This window comes from Pseudomonas sp. MF6776 (genome assembly GCF_016613125.1).
In the GTDB taxonomy this organism is placed as follows: domain Bacteria; phylum Pseudomonadota; class Gammaproteobacteria; order Pseudomonadales; family Pseudomonadaceae; genus Aquipseudomonas; species Aquipseudomonas iridis.
The window spans coordinates 1-18,329 of sequence record NZ_JAENSQ010000029.1 but is presented as its reverse complement, the minus strand read 5'-3'; the positions used below and the strand labels follow the sequence as shown (position 1 = coordinate 18,329).

Below are 18,329 nucleotides of genomic sequence, written 5' to 3'. Positions count from 1 at the left end.
TTACTCATTCGATTGACGGTCTCCTCGGTCCGCTGGCCTGTTTGGGTTGTTCAGCATTTTCAATTGCCGCAGGTCTAAAGTTTTTGGGCAGGGGATTGTGACGATTGCCCGCAGCGACAGTTTCCACAACCGGCCGGTCAGCAGATGTTCCATCACTTCCTGCTGCCTGGTACGTCAATGAAGCATGGACGCCCTTCGCATAGTCTTCATCCCCGCCAGACGCGATCATGGCTTCCGAGTAGGTGTGGTAGGAGGACCACTGATAAATATCAGAGTCCGTTGGCATGCCTGCCCGGCTAGCTGCTCGAAGTGCGGCTTGGCTATCTGTCAGCCCCAGTTGCTGCCCTTCAGAAACGTCATTGCTGAATTGTGTGTTCTCGTTGCCAGCCAGGAAGTTCGTAAGCGTTTTGCCGCCCGACTGGATGCTCTGAACCGCCGATGCGGCCTTGATCATCAAGCCCTTATCATCGTAGTTCTTACCGAAGGTCGATAGTTGCTGCGCGGCCTCTGAATCTGCCGCCCCTCTAACATCCTCACTGTTGCGAGCATGCGCGAGTTGTGGGGCTAGGCTGTTCTCCGCATGACGGTTTCCGACAAGCTCAGCACCTTGGTCTTCAGCCGCTTCCTTAGCAGAAATGTTCATGTCCTGAGCACCTGCATATGCGTCACTGTTACCCTGCCATCTTGAATTGAACTCGCCTTGCAAACCTGAGTTCCCGGCCGTTGCTGCGCCGGCTTTGTCTGCTATGTTTGCAAACTCTCCCGCATTACCCTGAGCTACGTTGAAGTCGAATGGATTGAATTGGCTCATGACCAATTCGCCGAGCCTGCCTTGCTGGTTAATCGCCCGGATTGCCGCCATCGCCCTCTGCTCGTCCGTATTCGACGACATATCTTTGATGCTTTGGCTATTAAATGCTTCAGCGAAGAGCTTTTTCCCTTCATCAGTTGCACCAGCCATGCGCTGAAGTTCTAAGCCAGACTCTGCTCGAGATACCCCGCCTCTCGATAGCGACTTGATCGCTGCATCGCGAAGATTGAGGCCTTGACTTGCCCTGATGGTGTCTTGCTGAGAAGCCGCTTGGCTGTACGTATTCTGTGCCTGTAGAGCTTCAGTGCGGCTTTGATTTATCTGATCAGTGTTGCTAACACTACTTTGGGCCATCGACGAGTCACGGAAGGCATCACCGGTGGCAAATGTCAGGTCACGGGTGTTAGCGCTCTCCACGGAAGAACTTAACTGCGAGAGAGATTTTTCGGCAGTTCGACGCTCTGTGCCGCTCATTTCGGAAAGCGACTTGCCATCACTGGTTTTGAGGTTGGCCATGATGCCTTTCAGGCCGGCTTGCCCACCAAGCGCTGAGGCTGCGGTTGCCATGTTTATCGACGACTCAGAGAAACCACTGCTTCGAAGATTCTCAACTGCCTGGTTATAGGAAGAGCTTTGCTTGAGAGCATCGCTAGCTTTGATGCTTTCGCCCATTTGCGTCATCGCTTCGCGCCCCGTACTCGTCGAGGCTAGTTGCTGGCCTGCCGCTGAGAGGTTGCTCTGGTACTGGCTCGTGGCCGTTTGCGAGGCGGTTTGGGCGCTCTGAAGGACTGCACTCGCAGCTTGGTCGCCGGTTATCGTCTCAGCAAGCTGCGGCGATCCCGTTCTGCTCACCCCGGAGCTTACCTGGTCGGAAGTAAACGAGGCATTTTGACTGAGAACAGGTGCGCTATCCTGGGCCCGAGGATTCACGTCTTCGGACTTGAATTTGTCGCCTGCCGTCATTTGGCTCATGACGCTGTTGGCAACCATGGCAGAGCCGGAAACGATGAACAGTGCCAATGGAGGCACGGACGCCGCAAGCAGACCGCCAATACCCAGTGCCTTGCCGATGGCTTTGTCTATGTCCATGAGTTGGAGCATTGCGAAACCAGAACCTGTGGGGTCGTAGCCGTTGAATACGGCTTCCATCTGGGAGCCTGCATACCAGAGGGTAAAAGCATTCACGATACTCAACAGCGGCATCCACAAACCCACCGCCAGCGGCAACACGAGATACTTGCCGAGGATAGAAAGGCCAGGCCCACCCAGGAGCAAAGCAAAGGCCATGAACGGCGTCATCGCATAGAGCATGCCCTCGAAGAAGGCGATCATCGGTCTCATGTAGTGTTTGAAGCTGTCGCCCTTCCCCGCCCATTGAATTTCTTGCTGGTTGAGCGATTCGCGAAGAGCCATTGCGGCTCTTTGCTCTTGCCAATGGTTCATGGCATCGACACGGGAATCGTTGAAAATCGGCGCAATTAGCGAAGTCAAAACGTAGTCCTGAGCCGACTTGCTACTCAGTGCGAGGCTCTGAATAGCTTGGTCAGTAGCGGCTTGAACCTGGATACCGCTGGTCATGCGGTTGGTCTTGGCCTCTTCGCTGAACCCTTTCTGGAGAATGTCCTCTAGCACGTCTGTATAGACGTTCTGCAAATGGGCGTTGAGAAACGACCGCGCCTCTGCACAGCTTTTCATGGTGCCGGCGGTACCGTCATAGACGTAGATGAACATCGATGAGTTCTGGTTTGACAGCACCTCCGCCCAGCCAGGCGATCGGTACAGGTCGGTCAAGGTCTTATCCGTTCTCAGCGCCACGGGGTTCAGTGAACAGAATGTCATGTACTCGTTCACCGATCGGGGCAGATCCCACCCGTCCGCTTTTCGGTAGTTTTGGAAGCCGTCCAGTGCCATCGGGTTCCGAAGAGCGTCGCGCACTTTCGACAATGTGCTCAGACTCGAGAACAGCCCGTAGTCGGTCATGCTTGGAGTAGAAAATGCCTGCTCCGCGGTTTTTGTAATGCCGTAGGCCACCGTTGAGATGACTGAGCCGACAAAGGCAGGGCCAAGAGGCACGTTGTCCACCACCCGCACCTGCGACGACACCGTATCCTCGATAACAGTGGTGGCTGTAGGGCCGTAGAACATCATGTAAAGGACGAGCACAAGGCCCGCCTTTCCGAAGGTAATGGCCTGGTTATTGAAAACAGCTTGGAACGCCAACAGAAATAAGCCTATCAGCGCGCCAATACGGGCAAGGTCTTCTGCGTCACCGCTGCCTGTGATCATTGCGCAGGCATTGAGCATGATCTCAAGGAACTCGGCGCTGCCTGTCGTGTAGATAGTGAAGTCCATGGATATCTCCGTTACGCGCCTGCGTTATCGTTGATGGTTCCCTGTGGCAGGGTTCCATTATCAAACACAGGGGCCATCTGGAGCATTTTCTCGGCTTGGCCATCGGCATCTTTGCCTTGCATTGCTTCCTCGATGTACGAGCGGTATTCATCCATGAGCTCACCCTTGGTAGCCCGCAGGTCCTCAATCACCTTCCCTGCATCCGCCATATTCAGGCTGGTCAGGCCTTTCTCTGTATGCCCAAGCAGCTGATAAATCAGGCTCATCGAAGCATCAGCAGCAATTTTCTTGGCGAACTGGTTCAGATAGTCATAACCGGATTGAGCCCCTGCCTTCTGGGTGATCTTCATCAAATTCACCCCTACTCGGCTTGATGCGAGGTATGCAATCCGGTTTCCGTCAGCAGCGGTTGCAGTGCCGTTCGCAAAACGCTCAAGGATTCCGTTGTTTTGAAGATCCTCTAGGATTCGAGTCTCGAGGCCCTTGAAGCTGGTGAGAGTTCGGATGTTCGGGTCTGAGCAGTCCGGGTCATCCTGGTCGCACTGGTAGACCTTGACATCAAGGTTGGCCGAGCCCTCAACAAGAATCTTCAGACCTTCGCCGGTGATCAGCTTCGGCATGGGATGCGCAGCGAAGTTTTTCCCCCCGCTGGCGTCGTTGGTGAGCGACACGTTGTAGCTGCCGACCATCGACATGATGAATTCCGCGTTTTCGTCGCTGCCGAATAGGATCTGCGACTGGAGGCCAGACTTCATCATGGCGCACCACAGAACATTCCCTGTGTTCTCACATTGAACGGCCTTACCAGAGGCAGCAATCCGGTTGGCTGGTGAGTCTTCTTTGGTGGATTTCGCGGTAAAGAAGTCAGATGAGACGTTCGACCCGAAGGCCGTCATCGCGGATTTGAAGTCGGTGCTTTCTTCGTATGCCTTTTTGGCATTCGTAACCAACCCACTCGCCAGCTGGCAGCTGTTGGAAAACATTTGATTGAGCGCCTGGATCTTGTTGGCCAGGTTGCGGATCACACCACCTGTCTGAGCGTCCATCGCATCGAGGGCCAACTCAAAGGCAAAGCCCGAAACAATGCCAGCCGCGTTCGACGCCACATTCCTCATGAGCGCTACAAACTCTTCGCCGTTGATAAAGGAGAACGAGCCGCTGTAAAGGTTGATCCCCCCGCATCCACCCTTTGCGCTTGGCGGGGTAATGCTGATGAGGTTGGCGGTGGATATCCGATTCCGAAGGACAACGGACCCGCCGGTAATAACGCCGCGTGTGGCTGTTTTATATGCCCCTGGACTGGTGACGTTGATCATGCCGCTGAACATTTCATTGACCTGCTGTTGAATGTTCGCGTGAGCCCCGAAGGGCACCATCAGCGCTACAGCAAGGGCGATCGGTTTGATTTTCACTGGGCACCTCCGTTGTCTTTTTGAAAGGCACGACGAGCTTCATCGCGCATCCGATTCACGAATTCGTTAGGGTTTTTGGTTGCATCGGGCGGGGCGTCAGCCAATTTTGTGGCGTCGATCAAACCCATGGTGTTAAGGCGGGATGTGGCGTTGTATTCCTGATCGGAAATAAGCCCCGCTTCATTCGCCGCCATTAGAATCCGAGTGGTTGCCGTCTCCATTGAAACGGTGCTGAAGCTGACGATCTTCACGTCATTCGGAGGGATGACCAGGGCCAGCGCCGGCGAGGTGATGATGCCAAGCTGCTCTGCGAGCCCAGTGTCGTACTGCGTGTTTGGGTATTTGCCGCCAGGAAGGGGTGCCCCATCCATAGAGACGGGCATGACAGTAAACCCGTACCTGAACTCGAGTGCAGAGACCGCTGCCAGGGCCTGTTCGCAAAGAATGCAGTCGTTACCGTTGTAGAAGAACATCAGCGCAGAGCTGCCAGCGATGAGCTTCAGCAGGGTTTCTTTCTGCTTGCCGGCCGCCGTCGCTAGAGCGTCGGAGGCGGCGTTGGAGGCGGGATAACGCATATCCTCGTCGAGGAAGGGGTCATTACGGATTACCTCGACGGAGTGACGCGAGAATCGCTCGGCCTTGTCGAGCATGATTCGCTGAGCCCAGAAGTACGCACTCACATTCTCCTTCGTGGGGTTATCCATGGCTGCATCACGCAGCTTCGGAAGCATTTCCCGAATCCACGCCACGCTGCCAGTCGGTGGCAACTCGGGCGCGGGCGGCTCGGAGGCTTCCGTTTCGGCAGGTGGTGGGGCCGCTGGAACCGGCGCGGGCTCAGTTTTCTGGGGTTCCTGTTCAGGAGGCGGATCTTCGTACCAGAACCAGCCGCGTTCTTTGTCCTGATAGAACGAAGAACCAGCAACCTGGGGCGTTTTTGACTCGGCGGGCTTGGTCTCTCCCGCAAGAGAAATGCTGCTTATAGCGGCAGCAAGCAACAAGATGGGGAATTTTAGGGGCGTCATGAGTCCGTCTGGCCAAGATGGGGATGCTCGAATTGTGAGCGTTGGCCAACAGGAGGGGGCGCGTTTTCAGGCGCTTTTACGGTCGGAAAAAGAGAGGAGAGTCGAGAAGGCCAGAGGCCTATCGCTGTGCGCGATAGACCTCGTGGCCGAGGAAGCCGAGAGAACCACGTTCACGAAGAACATCATTCCAATCGACACCTTTGGAGCCGTCAGGGATGGGCATGTCCGGCAACATTATTTGCGCCTTGATCCCCATTTCCCACAGACGTTTTTTTAAAGCGAATGCCGCTTTCTGGCCGCCCTCCTTGCGGTCCTTGTCAGCCCAGATTCGGACTGCTTTGGTGCAGGCTGGTGGTACGAAGCTCTCCAAAAGGTAGGAATTCACCAAGGGCCATACGGGTATACCCATGGCTGTTTCCACCGACAGAGCTGTTTCCAATCCTTCACATACATCCAAGACTTCTCCTGGATGCGATGTTGGCACCGCACAACCGGGAAGCTTGCGGTTGCTGGGGATTGGAAACATTTTTTTCGGCTCAGCGAGATCAGCTTTCTCACCCTTCATTGTCAGATAGTGACGGTTGATGGTCACAGCCTGGCCTTCAGGATCGATAAGCGTACACACTATCCCTGGATGCTTAGAACGCTTGCCGGCTTTGTCCTTGTAGGTCAATTCCGGATGAAAGCGAACGTAGCGGCTCAGCTCTGGTCGGTCCCAAGCAAGAATGCCTCGGGAGCGAAGATAGAGCCTTGCTGGTTCCGCTGATGGGTCTGTGAGAGGAACGGTTCCCTTCCACAGGTTGCGCATAGCTTCACGCAGCCAATCGTCTGAAACCTCTGGTTTTGCTGGGGCTCGCTCCTTACGGATTACAACGCTTGGGATAAATCCATCAGCGGTGCGTCCATACGGGTCTTTGACCCGGAGCAATGCTCCAACCTCCTGTAAAGCATGGTGAAAGCTCCAGCGGTTGACCCACATCAGCAAGGCTATGCCATCAGCCTTGACCCCGCAGGTACGGCAGATCCCGCCGCTCGACGAGCCTGCCGTCTTACGGAAAATCTTAAAACCGTCTTCCCCACCATGCACCGGACATGGAACCCCACGCCCTGCTTTTTTGTGAGCCGGCACCAATGAAGATGCGAGGCTTGCGTATATGTCATGCCAGCGGCCATCAGCGGCTACCAGCACATCTTGCTTCTCTGGGGCGTAATTGCCTTCTGAGTCTTTGGACATGGGTACCTCCGTTTGGTTGAGATGCGCCCCGAAGGGCGCATTTGCTGGCTATTACACGATCTTGATTTCCCAGGAGTTGCGGTAGGTATCAACCCAGTCCTGTTCTTTCTTGCCGTTGACATCGACCTCTTTGAGCACTTTCACGGGGGTTTTCCCGAGGAAGGTCAGCGAGATAACGTCACCTTGTTGCGCGCCGGACTGGCGGAGCTGAGCGCTAAGCTCAATCCCCCAAACCAGGTGCTCACCGATCCGAAGAAAGAACGAGTTTCCGTTCTTCTTGCGGAACCGATACGGCGCAAATCCAGACCCGCGGTATTCACCGGTCACGGACTTGCCAGCCACACCCTGAAAGTTGATCTCAGTAGCACGCGCGCCATGGTCATCACCGCCTTCGGCGGATTCGACTGCTGACGCTTTTTCTTGGCGCTCGGGTTGTGAATCGCGAGGGATGAACTCTCCCTTGATCTCGTCCGGCTGTTGATTCTCGATCGGTGCAACCTGTTTGCGATCTTGCGGCCGATACAGCTTGTTGATCACAACAGTTTCGAGAGGCTGCGTCGTTTCCTGATGCTCCGGCTCGGGCAGCTTGTGCGCGAGGCGGTCAGAGACAATGCAAAGGCCTTGTTGCAGTCGGAGGTAGCTAGGAACATCGAAGTCAACACGGATCATTGCTCTTCTCCCTGGCGACGCAGGTAGGAGGGAATGTAGTAGTTGTCATAATCGATGCTGTCACACCAACTGGCGTTGGCTGCGACTTGAGAGGTCTTAGTTGCCTGAGGGTACGAGGCCTTCAGGCAGCTGCGCAGATACCGAGAAACACCCAGCAGGATCTGCTCAGCGTTCAGAAGTACCACAGCGAGGAACACACAGAATGCGAAGGGCAAAATCTGCTTTGCAAACTGCGGTGCGTATACAGCTCCCAACATTGCAACGAGGAAGCCAAACGCGGTCAGCACTTTAACTTTGAGGGTTGTAGATGCCATTTTCAGTTCTCCATTTTTTTAGAACGGAGAACGCCCTAACGGGAGTTCCCCGTCAGGGTTTTTTTGACACAAAAAAAGGAAGCCAAATGGCTTCCTTTTTTGATCGGCGCTACGCGAACGTAGGCTTGGTTTTTAAGCTGATAAGCTCAGCTTGGCTTGCTCCCAGACGCATACACGTCTTGGGTACCAGTGGCAGCAGCATGCTGTCACTTAGGGTCAATGGCCTCCAGGAGGCAAATTCTTAATCGACCTTGGCCGATGAGTGCCGCAATTCTCGCCGCCATTTCACTCTGTCGTCAACCAGAAAAACGCACCTCAAATTCCGACGCTATTCGTGCGTGAAATCGAAATCCAGAGGCTCCGCAAGCTGGTGCAATAGTCCGGCCACCAACATCCGGAGAAACCGCTAATGGCGACCACTCAACCACAACCGACGAAATACCAATACTCCAAGCCATCCCTCAAAGGAAAGATGGTACTGAACACTGAGCAGGCGAAGTTCTTCGCCGGCAACCGTTTCGATAGCCTCATGACGGCTCTTTTTATCATCGACGTTACGTCCCGCAAGCTGGCCAAAAACCTCAAGACCTTTGATCACAAAGCGGTGGTTGATGCGGTCTCGAAGAAAATCGAGCGCATGGAAGTAGCCGTGCGTGACGAGTCTGAGCGGATGGACACGCTTTTGAAGAGTCTGGGAATCAAAGAGCTTGCAGGGTACAGCTCACCACTGACTCGCGAATTCGAAATCACCAGCCCAGAAATCAAGCGGATGAGCAGCCTGCTTCAGGCATTTGACCACCTGATTATCCAGGTCGATACCGCCTGGCTGCATGAGAAAATCGATAGCTCGGAAGCTGAGGAATTTCGTGCAAACAAGAGCAACCAAATGGCCCGGCTGATCCGCTCACTCGTTGGCCTCGGTCAGAGCGCGCGAGCAAAGGCATACGCCAGCAAAGTTGCAGAGCTCCAAGAAGATATCGAAAAGGCAGAAGCCAAAGTGAGCGCCGAGAAGGAGGAGCGCGAGGCTGCGGGTCACATTGAGCCTGAGGGCAATGTAGACGCACTCGATTCGCTTCCTGAAGAAGCGGTTGCCTGATAGCTCCAGTAATGAAAACGCCCCGCATTGCGGGGCGTTTTGCTTAGGAGGTTCATTATGCTTGATGATCTTACTGCCACACCGGCCAGATCCAGTAGAAGACGCAAACGAGCGCCGGATCAGCCTCCCCTACGCGAATCCACCCCACTGTGGACAGAAGAGCTGGCCACCGACGAATCACTTGAAGCGCCGCCAGAGGCAGTATTTTGGGATACGGTCGCGATCATCTCTGTCACTGCTGCTGTTCTTGTTGGGGTGGCGATAGGTGTTCCTCTCGGGGTCTATCTTCATGGCACGTTGTAGATCCATCCTCGCCTCGGCGCTTCAGCTTTTCGACATGTCGTCTTGCAGCCCAATACCCCCCCTTGATTCTGCGCTCGCTCAGCGCCCGGCAAATTGACACCACATGGCCCCGAGTAAAAACCGGGGCTTTGTAGGACTGGATTTTACGAATCACGCCCCAAATGCTGTAGACCCGCTCAGGCATTCCATACGTGAAGCTGGCCTGCCCTGCCATCACTCCGTAGCTGTGGATTTTCTGAGAGTGGACTCCGGTGACCTTCTGAACTGCCTTCACGTGTGCGTAGTTCTGCATCAGCGGGTTTTGCACGCGATATTTCCTTCGGCCGACGATCTGCAACCAGCTTTCAGGTGCTTCAGGGTAGGTAATGATCTTTCCCTTGAAGCACTTCGTTTCCAGGACAAAGATCCCGTAGCGCGACACGATGATGTGGTCAACCTGTGTCGACTCTTCCCTTGTCTTGCCTCGATAGATCGCGTTGGCGAACACCTTGTATTCGCCGCTAAGGCACAGGCGGAGCATGAAGTTCACCTTGTACTCCCCCCACCATCCTCGGTATGCAGGAAATTCAAGTAGTCGAACGTGGGCGATGCCCGCGAGAAGCCCCAGAATCAAAACAGGGGGCAGGTACAGCATTAGAAAGTCATTCATCAATTTTGCACGAGATATCCCGGCCCTCAGACCAAGGGATAGCGCGGCACGCTCAGCGTACCTCTGCTCTCGCTGCCTCCTTTTGGGATTGAGGGCTATCGGTTTGGATGTGGGAATAGGCGTAGCCATCGGCCCGCTGAATCAGGGTGCAGTGGCGGTGGTGGATGCCCTGCACCACGCCATCAGGCGTCTGGATGTTGAAGCTGCCGGTCTTGCGCACGGCGACGCGACCCTGGTGGGTGCCAGCCTTTTTGCCGGTCGGCACCTCGGCGCGCACCTGATCGCCGGTCTGGAAACCGAAATGGCGTTTCTGTCGGGTCAAATAGCCGCGTGGAAAACCGTGGGCGGTAAGGCGGGTGCGCTGGTACTCGCCGCGTCCGGTGGCCTTGATCGCCAGCGTGGGGCGTTGCCAGTGCTCGATGGCCCTGATCTCACCGACACTGGCTGCATCGAGCGCGTGGGTCTTCGGAAGGCCGAGGCATCGTCGGTTAAATTTGGTTTGCGCCCCGGTGCCCGTGGTGACCGACAGGCCGGTATCCAGCAGGGCACGGAACAGGGCATTGCGGGTGGCGTTGACGGCGGCGGCATCCCGAAGTGGGACTTTGGCTTTCGCCTTGATTCGCGCCAGCAGCTCTGACCTGGCCTTCAGGAACACCTCGACTGGCTGGTTGCCCTTGCGCTGATTACAGGGCCGGCAGGCCAGGGTCAGGTTGGGCACCCGGTCGCTGCCGCCGGCACTGCGCGGAACGATGTGCTCGATCTCCAGCGGCGTATTTTCAGCGTCGCAGTAGGCGCAGCAGCGGCCCCACTTCTCCAGCAGGTATTCGCGCACCTCGTAGCCGGCCAACTCGCCCTGCTGGTACTTGACGCCGCTGATCTCCGGGTTCTGCATGGCCTGCATGTCGAACTTGACCCGCTCGACTGCCAGATCGCTGATCGGAGCCCAGTTACGCATCCTCCCGACCCAGCCCAGCGTGGTGTCCAGCCGGTGGCGCAAGCTTGGCGGCAGCCAGCCTTCCGGCCGGGTGCGGTTGTCGAAGCGCGGTGTGCGGTGGCGCAGGTTCTGACCACGGCGGCGACGGCGAAACGCCGCCCGCTGCTGCATGGCCTGGCGAATCGCTGCGCCCCGATGGGCCAATTCCATCAGTGAGAGAACAGACACCCGCTGGCCCTTCTGGCGTACCAAGGCAATGCCAGTGAATTTGCTGCCCGGATCGAACTTGAGCGTCAGCGATTGCAGCGCGCTATCGGCCTGCCGCCGATCCACCAGACGGATCACGAACGGCACCTGCCGGTGTATGCGGGCGCGACCGCGCTCCAGCAACAATCGCGCTCGCTTCTCGCTGCATGGCATCAACGGCGTGCCTGTCTTATCCAACACATAGACCGCCACGGCGATCCTCCTTTGAACTATGCCCTTACGGGCCTGGTGACGGAGCCTTGCGGCTCGCTCCCCTCGGGAATGTCTGCACCCGGCTCCCGCTGTCGCGGCGGTCGGAATCTTCGGCGTTTTACCTTTCGCCAGCATGATCCCGACCTTCCAGTGCCCGGAACTGAGGAAGCATTCCGGGGTGGGTCGGTTCGACCTGGTGCAAACGGAGCGGGTTAATACCGCTTTCCCTGGTCAACCCAGCCTGCTTTCACAAGCTCCGACCTTCAGGCCGGGGTAGTTGACTCATACCATCGCAAATCCGCCCTTACGTGCGGATTCTCCATTAGAGCTTCGAGCAGCAATCTGTCCATCGCCAGAACATGTACATGGCATCGTTCCCAGTACCTGGAACATGCCGACTAGGCCCACCCTCCCAAGTCTGCGGCGGTTCTCCGAGCCACATTGCTCTGCTGTTCTGCGACTTTGGCCAGAACTGGGTCACTTTGTACTGGCTTTTCGGAATCGTCGGGTAGATACCCGCCTTGCACACGTTTTCATCACCCATAGTGCGTCGAGCGAGGCCCCTGCGGTGTTGCTGAGCGATCACTCGCGCAGCCAGCAATGCTGTCGTCCGGTTTGCATCTTGCGCCACGGTTACGCCGGCAAATGGGTAGATGCTCCCCCATGTACCGGTACACCACCAAAGCGACTCAAGAGGTTCCTTTCGAGCGGTAACCAGCGCGGATTCGGCAGCACAGGCCGCAATAGCGATTGGGTTTGCCACGGCCGCGGACTCGGGGTGCTGGAAGAAAGCCAACGTACCGTTGTTCCAGGTCGGGTCGATCTCAGTGAAAGAGATGATATCGAGGTCGAGATAACCGTCCGGGTTGCATTTGGTAGGCGTATAGAGATCGAGGATCTGAAGTAGCGGGAATGCATACAGATGCGCGTGGTAGAACGACCCGGCAGCCTGACCTGTCTGGGTGCTGTTGTCCTGCCGAAGTCGGCCATAGCTGCGCTTGTTGCCAAGCGGCAGCGTTACACCACCTAGGGTTGGCGAGCAGCCTGGCTTACGGACAGTTTCAACCATCCGTGCCGGCTCCCACATTGCAGTGATGATTCCGGGCTTGTAGATCGAGGATGAGCCTTCCTGGCAGATGCAGAAGACCATTTTTGTAGCCTTCGCGGGGGCTGTGCCGGGGGTTATTTGCACACCAGAAACACGAATTGGGAAGAGGCACGCCCAGCAGATGTCGGTGAACAACTTCGGACCAAAAAGGCCAGAGTCCTCACACATCACCTCTCCGGAAGAGGACGCCTCAGCCGCTATCCCTGGCAGGGAAAACATGCCTGCAATCACCAGAATTGCGGCGGTTATTACCTTATTGATGCTCATGATTGGCCTCCTCGAAGGCTGTTTGAGCAACCTCGCGGACGATAAAGTTTTTGGTGTCGGCTGTTACGACAGATGGGGCTCGAAAGATTTGGAAGCGCTCCGCCATGTCAGGCGGCAGCAGGTACAAGGGCGCATCCAGGCTGTCCTGAACGCTGTTGAACAGATCCCAACCAGAGGCAGTGGGAATCTGAGTCGCCATCACAGTGACGGTCAGATTTGCCCCATGGTCTGCATATTCACGCTTCGCCAGGGCAACCTGCCAAGGTTGCGTCGGATCAATCACGACCAGTTTCTGGTCAAACGGCATCATGTCGAGTGGATTGATCCTCCCCGCCTTCTGAACAACCCTTCCTTGGCTATCGAGAATGTCATTGGGAACGATGACAGATGCGTCGACGAGGCGTGTCGCACTCTCCGTTACCGGAGGCAATGGGTGCCCTTTGTGGTTATCCCAAAACCGAGCGATTGCTCGCTTCTTCATGGCGTCGGTGTCCAGCTCTGCGATGCGCTGTTTCGCAACCTCCATGAGGTCTGGCTCGATGATTTCCTGTGTAGAGCCAATAGTGCCTAGATCCCCACGCTTACCATCCTTAACCGCCCCCTCGATATAGCTAACGGAGGACGACCCAGCAGCTTTAGCGATCAAAGCATCATTCGGTGCTTCGAGAGCGACGGTGGGGACGGCTGAAACGCTATGACGCTGGAATGCGAGAGGATCGAGCAGAACACTCACAGTGCTTTGCGTCTCTTGCGTGAGGAGGTGCATTTTGGTCACAGCATCGCCCATCGACATACCATCAGGAATGCCTCGAAAAACGATGCCAACACCAGGCAGTCCGTCAAAGGACAGCAGTATGTCTTTGAGGGCAGTGGCTCCCATCGACCACGACACGAATATTAGAGTGCGGTTTCCATCGCCCAGGGGATGTTTTTTCTCGCGATCTGAGCCATCTGCGCTGGCGAGTGCTGACTCGTTCTGCAGGGACTCCTCATCACTGCCTTGAGCGATCGCCTTTTCGGCCATCTCACCCACCCAACTCATGTCATCGCGGCCGCTTACTTCATCGCGTGCCGCTTTCGCATTTCGGCTGATTTCCCTGACCTGCTCGAGGAGCGCCGGATCGAATTCATTGATGTCGTACTTGCGAATGCCAAGGTCATCGCCGGCGATGGCCATCGTGCAGCCGAAGGCCAGCCCAATGCACATGGCTAGTTGCTTTTTCACCATATTGGATACGCCTTCCCGATGATTTGGTCCGTCGACGCTGAGCCCCAGTAGCGGGAGTCGAAAGAATCTGGCGTGCGGCCGAAGAACCAGTAACGGCCCTCGCCTATTTCCCCTTCCCGAACGTATTTCTGGGGATCAATCCCGTGCTGGTTGGCTACCTGAAGCCCTTTGCCCACGGACACGCCATTGATGGTTGTCTCATCAAGCGTGACCTTGGCGCGATCGCCAGGCATCCCCTCGAGCACCTTCACGATGATCGTGCCGTCAGCAAAAATCGGACTCAGACCTTTGGAGTGAAAGGCATAGATTTCCCCTCGCACCAGGTCATCCTGCTTTTTATCGATGATCCATAGCCTGTAAGGGGGCAGGCATAGGGAGTCCTGGCTAGCGATAGCGATCGAATAACGGGATGCCAGCAGCACAACGCTGCCGGCAACCACTGCGGAAAAGAGTAGGCCTTTGCCGAGAAAGGCTGCCGAGAGTCGCTTTGGAGCTCGATCTCGCTCAACCTTCGCCATTGCCCTTCGCACCTTGGCCTCAATGCTGAAGGGGTTCGACAACGCCATTACGCGACTTCCGCCGGATTAGAGCTGTACTCGACACCTCGGTCACGGAGCACGCGCAGAATTGCCTCATCCTGCGGAACGCCAGTGAGCGTGTAATTTCGGATCGCCTGCACATCTTCAGGTGCGGTCGAGTAGAGGAGGATCGAATATGGGTCCACCGTGAGGCGCACGATACCGGCCCCGCGGGGGGTGAGCATGAAGATCTCGGAGTAATGCCCCTTGTACGACTTAACAGTCTTCAGGATTCGATAGCCACCCTCTCCCAGCGGCAGACGCTTGTTTTCCTGGATAGCATCAATAGCTTCGGCCTTTTGACCGAGTAGGAGGGTGAACGCGGAGTTTTCAGCAATGGCCTGTCCGACTTTGTTCTGATAGAGGTCGTTGACCCCCTGGGTAATGACGATGGCACTACCCCCATATTTCCGGAATCGCCGGTAACCGTGCTCAATGAATTCACCAACGTTGCCCTGGGAGAGCAGCGACCAGGCTTCATCGATGATCACAATTTTCGGGCGGTCACGCTCACCGAGGTACATGTCCTGCTGGATTTGGTAGATCAGCTGAAGGAGCACCACTTGCTGAAGGTGTTGGCGGCCCTTCAGTTCCTCAAGCTCGAGTACGGTGAAGGGATTCTTGAAGTTGAGATTGTTCTTCCCGTTAAAGAAACGGCCGTACTGCCCCTTCGAGGTGAATGCGAAGAGCTGATGGCCAATGTCTTGAATACGCGGATCTGGGTCGCCAAGTAGAGAATCGGCGATGTTGTCGACGATCATCGTCTTGCCCAGCTCTTCCCAGCATTGTGTGAGGTGCCTTTTTAGCCCGGCAGTTTGGAAGTCGATCAGGGGCACGGTTGGGGCAGCCATGGCAGAGAGCAGCCCAACCAGGACATCCTCCTCCTCGCTGTAGTCCTCAATCAGCTCGAAGGGGTTGAGACAGAGATTCGACTCCTGGTCAAAGCGTGCAAAGTCGCCCTTGTACGCCTCAGATAGCTTTAGGTAGGACAGGCCCACGTCGATGACCCACACCTTCGCTCCAATGCTCAGATACGACGTGATGAGATAGTTGGTCGCAAACGACTTACCGGAGCCCGACTGGGCCGCGATCATCGCGTTGTAATTGGTGTCGGAGTCAAAGAGGTTGAAGCTAACCGGCTGACCGTTTCGGGAAATGAACGGGGCCACCTGGGTTCCAGTGCCCTTCCAATCGCCATAGATCGGCAGCAAAGGTAATGCCTGGGTGAGGCTCAATGTCTTGAACCGGAACAGCTCCCTCATCGCATCCGGGTCGGCACACATAGGTAGGGAGTTCACGAACACGGGCAGCACACAAAACTTGTCCTCCATGAGGCTGAAGCCCTGCGTGGCAAAATGGCTCTTCGCATTCGACGCTGCCTGAATGAGGTCTTCCCGGTTCCGGCCGAATACCACGAGGGTCATTGTCGCCTGTACGTTGGGAAGCCCTTTGTCGAGATCTTCAAACAGCGTGTCATAGGCTTCCTTCGTCTTCCGTAGAACGGGTACGAAATGCACCATCGGGCCGAAGCTCTGGTTGATGGCCCATTGGCGGCGCTTCGACAGCTTGTCCTTTGTTTCCAGCTGGGGAGGGAAATACAGGGTCATGTTGATGATGCAGTTACCCCGGATTCCGCCGCGCTGGGACAGAATGTCAGCGAGGTACTGAGAGGCATCGCCCTGCCACATGACATCAGGGAAGCGCTTGGCCGACAGCGTTTTTACAAAGCAGTCATCTCCGATCTGAAGGTGGTCTTTCTTCACGTCGAGGCTGCGGTTGTAGTCGAGGATCTGCTCATTCAGGGGCTTGTCTGTGTCCGCCTTCATGTCCGGATCTTCGCGCCACGACGCCGATGGCCCTTGGTTCAGGATGGAGGAGAAAATTTCCCGGTAGGAGTCGTTGGTGAGCGGCACGGCTGCCAGGTTGCAGCTGTCCAGCGAGGTTCGCAGTCCGTCGAAAAGCTCCTTCGCCGCGTTCGCTTCTGTCTGGGTAGGCAACGCATTGGCGATCGGAATTGTTACGGATACGACCAGGCTCTGTTCACGAATGCGTACACCTGAGATTGAATCAACTGGGCGCATGGTTCGGTCACTGAAATACTCGGCCCGCGCGTTCGTCACTTTCTCCAGCAAGGCTTGGGTTTCCACGGGAAGGTCAGTGCGGCCGGATTCACGGAAGGCCCGACGCAGACGAAGGAATCCCGTCTTCATCTCATTGATATTTTCAGTGCAAATCAGGCTGAACTGAATCGTTGTCTTCTCAGGCCAGTCGACCGTCAAACCAGCTTTCAGGCGGTCGCCTTCATCCCCGTTTGAGCCTGAGAGCGGGGAACACAGGAATGCGAATCCTAGGCGGTTCCCTTCCAGCTGGAACAGGTAAAGATTCGGCTCGTAGGCGAGGCCGTTGATCAGCTTCGAGAGCCGAGGTGTTGAGCGGATAAGCGCTTTGAGCATTTCTGAATTCCTTAGAGGGTGCGATTCGATTCAATCCAGGCGCGCAGGCCTTCTTCAGGCTTGCCTTCTCGGGTCAAACCGTCATCACGAATGAGGAAAGGGACATTTCGAGCTCCAAGAAACTGAGCTGTCATCCGGCGCTTCGAGATCACATCGAGATCACACTGCGCGGTTGGGAGCTGTTCGAGAGGAGTTTTCATGTCGCCGGAAGCGCCAGCTTTCCACGCAGCAACCTTGTCTTTCGCGCAGAGGAGTTCTTTGGTGCGCACCGCGCTCTCTTGGCTGAGCAGCGGCAACATCAGCACGTCGAGTCGATACCCCTCGGGAAGGGATGAGCGGGCTTGTTGAATGATCTCTTTGCAGAAACCACAAGCAGGGTCGGAGAACATGGTGATTGCTTTCTCACCGTTGCCGACTGTGAGGGGGGCGAGATCCTTGAAACCGAGGTTGGTCTTATCCACTGGGATGTAGTGGGCGGCGATCCGAGCATCCTCGATGGTTTTTAACTCTTTCTTCGCCCACACGTCATAAACCGTTCCCTGGATGATGAATCGGCCGGTATCGCTGATGATGGCGAATTTGCCGTTCTTCTCGATCGCCAGCATTGCAGACGCAGGAAGCATCACTACCTTGTCTGCGTTCTTGTCCGCAGGGCTCGCTGCTACTGCGGTGCCAGCCAATGCAAGCAGCGTCATCGCAAGAATGGTTCGGGTTGGTTTGAACATGGGCTTACCTCCTGAGTCGATTCACCCAGAGTATTTGGCCCGGAAAAGAAAAGGCCTCTTTTTCAGGACGTTTTAGCGTCGGAAAAAGAGGCCTTTCAGAGAGGCGTTCTGACTGAGATCAGAAGCCTACAGGCAGGGCTTGGAGAGCGTTGGTGACTACAGCTGCTGCTGGGATAGTTGCCGACATTACCGACTCGATAACATCCGGCGCAGCATAGAGGCCAACACCGCCGCCAACGCCAGTAACGAACGGCATAAGCGATTGGCGGAGAACGCCCGCGCCGATGCCGGTGAGGATCATCAGACCGATCAGAATGCGGCCGAGGGTACCTTGCATCCACTCAGTCAAGGTAATCCACACGCTATCGAACGTATCGCCGCCGGTACCCGCGAGCGCGGTACCGGCGACCACCATTGCCGCTGCGATGGCCATCGTTTGGAGGGTTGCTTTGTTGACGTGCATTGGTCTTGCTCCTAGAGGTTGACATGCGCAGGGGCTGCGCTCAGGAGACATTTTTCGTGCTTTCCGTAAGCCTGTGTTTCGCTTTCAGGCGCATTTGTCGACGGAAATTAAAAAGGGCCGCTTTATGTTACATATAGCACGTAAAAGTGCGTAATTTTGATAAGAAGCCACCTTCGGGTGGCTTTTTCTTGATCTTTCCGCCATATAGGTAAATAGTATAATCCATGTAATTTGTGTAAGGGGGTGGCATGG

General features: G+C 55.9%; 15 protein-coding genes. 1 reads left to right on the top strand and 14 read right to left on the bottom strand.

Going from position 1 to position 18,329, the window contains the following annotated elements; all coding sequences use genetic code 11:
• Nucleotides 1-4: 4 nt before the first annotated feature.
• The 6 genes from JJD74_RS24530 to JJD74_RS24505 form a co-directional block, all read right to left on the bottom strand.
• On the bottom strand, nucleotides 5-3,163 hold the full coding sequence (locus JJD74_RS24530) for a conjugal transfer protein TraG N-terminal domain-containing protein (RefSeq protein ID WP_047297001.1): 3,159 nt from the start codon (nucleotides 3,161-3,163) through the stop codon (nucleotides 5-7).
• An 11-nt stretch (nucleotides 3,164-3,174) separates the two neighbouring features.
• Entirely contained in the window at nucleotides 3,175-4,575 is a 1,401-nt protein-coding gene (locus JJD74_RS24525) for a conjugal transfer protein TraH (protein WP_047297003.1), read from the bottom strand.
• Complete coding sequence (locus tag JJD74_RS24520; RefSeq protein ID WP_102685523.1) at nucleotides 4,572-5,597, bottom strand: thioredoxin family protein; 1,026 nt, start codon at nucleotides 5,595-5,597, stop codon at nucleotides 4,572-4,574. The genes JJD74_RS24525 and JJD74_RS24520 overlap by 4 nt, the downstream gene beginning before the upstream one ends.
• A gap of 118 nt (nucleotides 5,598-5,715) precedes the next feature.
• A complete protein-coding gene (locus JJD74_RS24515) occupies nucleotides 5,716-6,831 on the bottom strand; it encodes a DUF7146 domain-containing protein (RefSeq protein ID WP_102685522.1) in 1,116 nt (371 codons plus the stop codon).
• Between the two features lie 51 nt (nucleotides 6,832-6,882).
• Complete coding sequence (locus JJD74_RS24510) at nucleotides 6,883-7,500, bottom strand: DNA primase (RefSeq protein WP_102685521.1); 618 nt, start codon at nucleotides 7,498-7,500, stop codon at nucleotides 6,883-6,885.
• Nucleotides 7,497-7,814 (bottom strand): hypothetical protein, encoded by a 318-nt coding sequence (locus JJD74_RS24505; protein WP_181086188.1) that lies wholly within the window; start codon nucleotides 7,812-7,814, stop codon nucleotides 7,497-7,499. The genes JJD74_RS24510 and JJD74_RS24505 overlap by 4 nt, the downstream gene beginning before the upstream one ends.
• Before the next feature lie 409 nt (nucleotides 7,815-8,223).
• Here JJD74_RS24505 and JJD74_RS24500 point away from each other — a divergent pair, with 409 nt between their 5' ends.
• Complete coding sequence (locus JJD74_RS24500; RefSeq protein ID WP_181086190.1) at nucleotides 8,224-8,910, top strand: hypothetical protein; 687 nt, start codon at nucleotides 8,224-8,226, stop codon at nucleotides 8,908-8,910.
• 232 nt (nucleotides 8,911-9,142) lie between these two features.
• On the opposite strand, the gene JJD74_RS24495 is transcribed toward JJD74_RS24500, so the two are convergent.
• From JJD74_RS24495 to traA, 8 genes are all read right to left on the bottom strand, one after another.
• Nucleotides 9,143-9,862 carry a nuclease-related domain-containing protein gene (locus tag JJD74_RS24495; RefSeq protein ID WP_234451858.1) on the bottom strand — a complete coding sequence of 240 codons (720 nt, stop codon included), beginning with the start codon at nucleotides 9,860-9,862 and terminating at the stop codon, nucleotides 9,143-9,145.
• A gap of 52 nt (nucleotides 9,863-9,914) precedes the next feature.
• Complete coding sequence (iscB, locus tag JJD74_RS24490) at nucleotides 9,915-11,243, bottom strand: RNA-guided endonuclease IscB (RefSeq protein WP_325167018.1); 1,329 nt, start codon at nucleotides 11,241-11,243, stop codon at nucleotides 9,915-9,917.
• 334 nt (nucleotides 11,244-11,577) lie between these two features.
• On the bottom strand, nucleotides 11,578-12,630 hold the full coding sequence (locus JJD74_RS24485; protein WP_050483099.1) for a TraU family protein: 1,053 nt from the start codon (nucleotides 12,628-12,630) through the stop codon (nucleotides 11,578-11,580).
• Nucleotides 12,617-13,858 carry a TrbC family F-type conjugative pilus assembly protein gene (locus tag JJD74_RS24480; RefSeq protein WP_181086196.1) on the bottom strand — a complete coding sequence of 414 codons (1,242 nt, stop codon included), beginning with the start codon at nucleotides 13,856-13,858 and terminating at the stop codon, nucleotides 12,617-12,619. Before JJD74_RS24480 ends, JJD74_RS24485 begins: the two co-directional genes overlap by 14 nt.
• On the bottom strand, nucleotides 13,852-14,424 hold the full coding sequence (locus JJD74_RS24475; RefSeq protein WP_102685515.1) for a S26 family signal peptidase: 573 nt from the start codon (nucleotides 14,422-14,424) through the stop codon (nucleotides 13,852-13,854). The genes JJD74_RS24480 and JJD74_RS24475 overlap by 7 nt, the downstream gene beginning before the upstream one ends.
• Complete coding sequence (gene traC / locus JJD74_RS24470; protein ID WP_013100910.1) at nucleotides 14,424-16,889, bottom strand: type IV secretion system protein TraC; 2,466 nt, start codon at nucleotides 16,887-16,889, stop codon at nucleotides 14,424-14,426. Before traC ends, JJD74_RS24475 begins: the two co-directional genes overlap by 1 nt.
• 11 nt (nucleotides 16,890-16,900) lie before the next feature.
• The gene (locus JJD74_RS24465) at nucleotides 16,901-17,614 is read right to left on the bottom strand and encodes a DsbC family protein (protein ID WP_013100909.1); all 714 of its coding nucleotides are present in this window, start codon (nucleotides 17,612-17,614) and stop codon (nucleotides 16,901-16,903) included.
• Nucleotides 17,615-17,732: 118 nt separating this feature from the next.
• Nucleotides 17,733-18,077: a TraA family conjugative transfer protein gene (traA, locus tag JJD74_RS24460; RefSeq protein ID WP_013100908.1), complete on the bottom strand. Its 345-nt coding sequence runs from the start codon at nucleotides 18,075-18,077 to the stop codon at nucleotides 17,733-17,735.
• Between the last annotated feature and the right edge of the window lie 252 nt (nucleotides 18,078-18,329).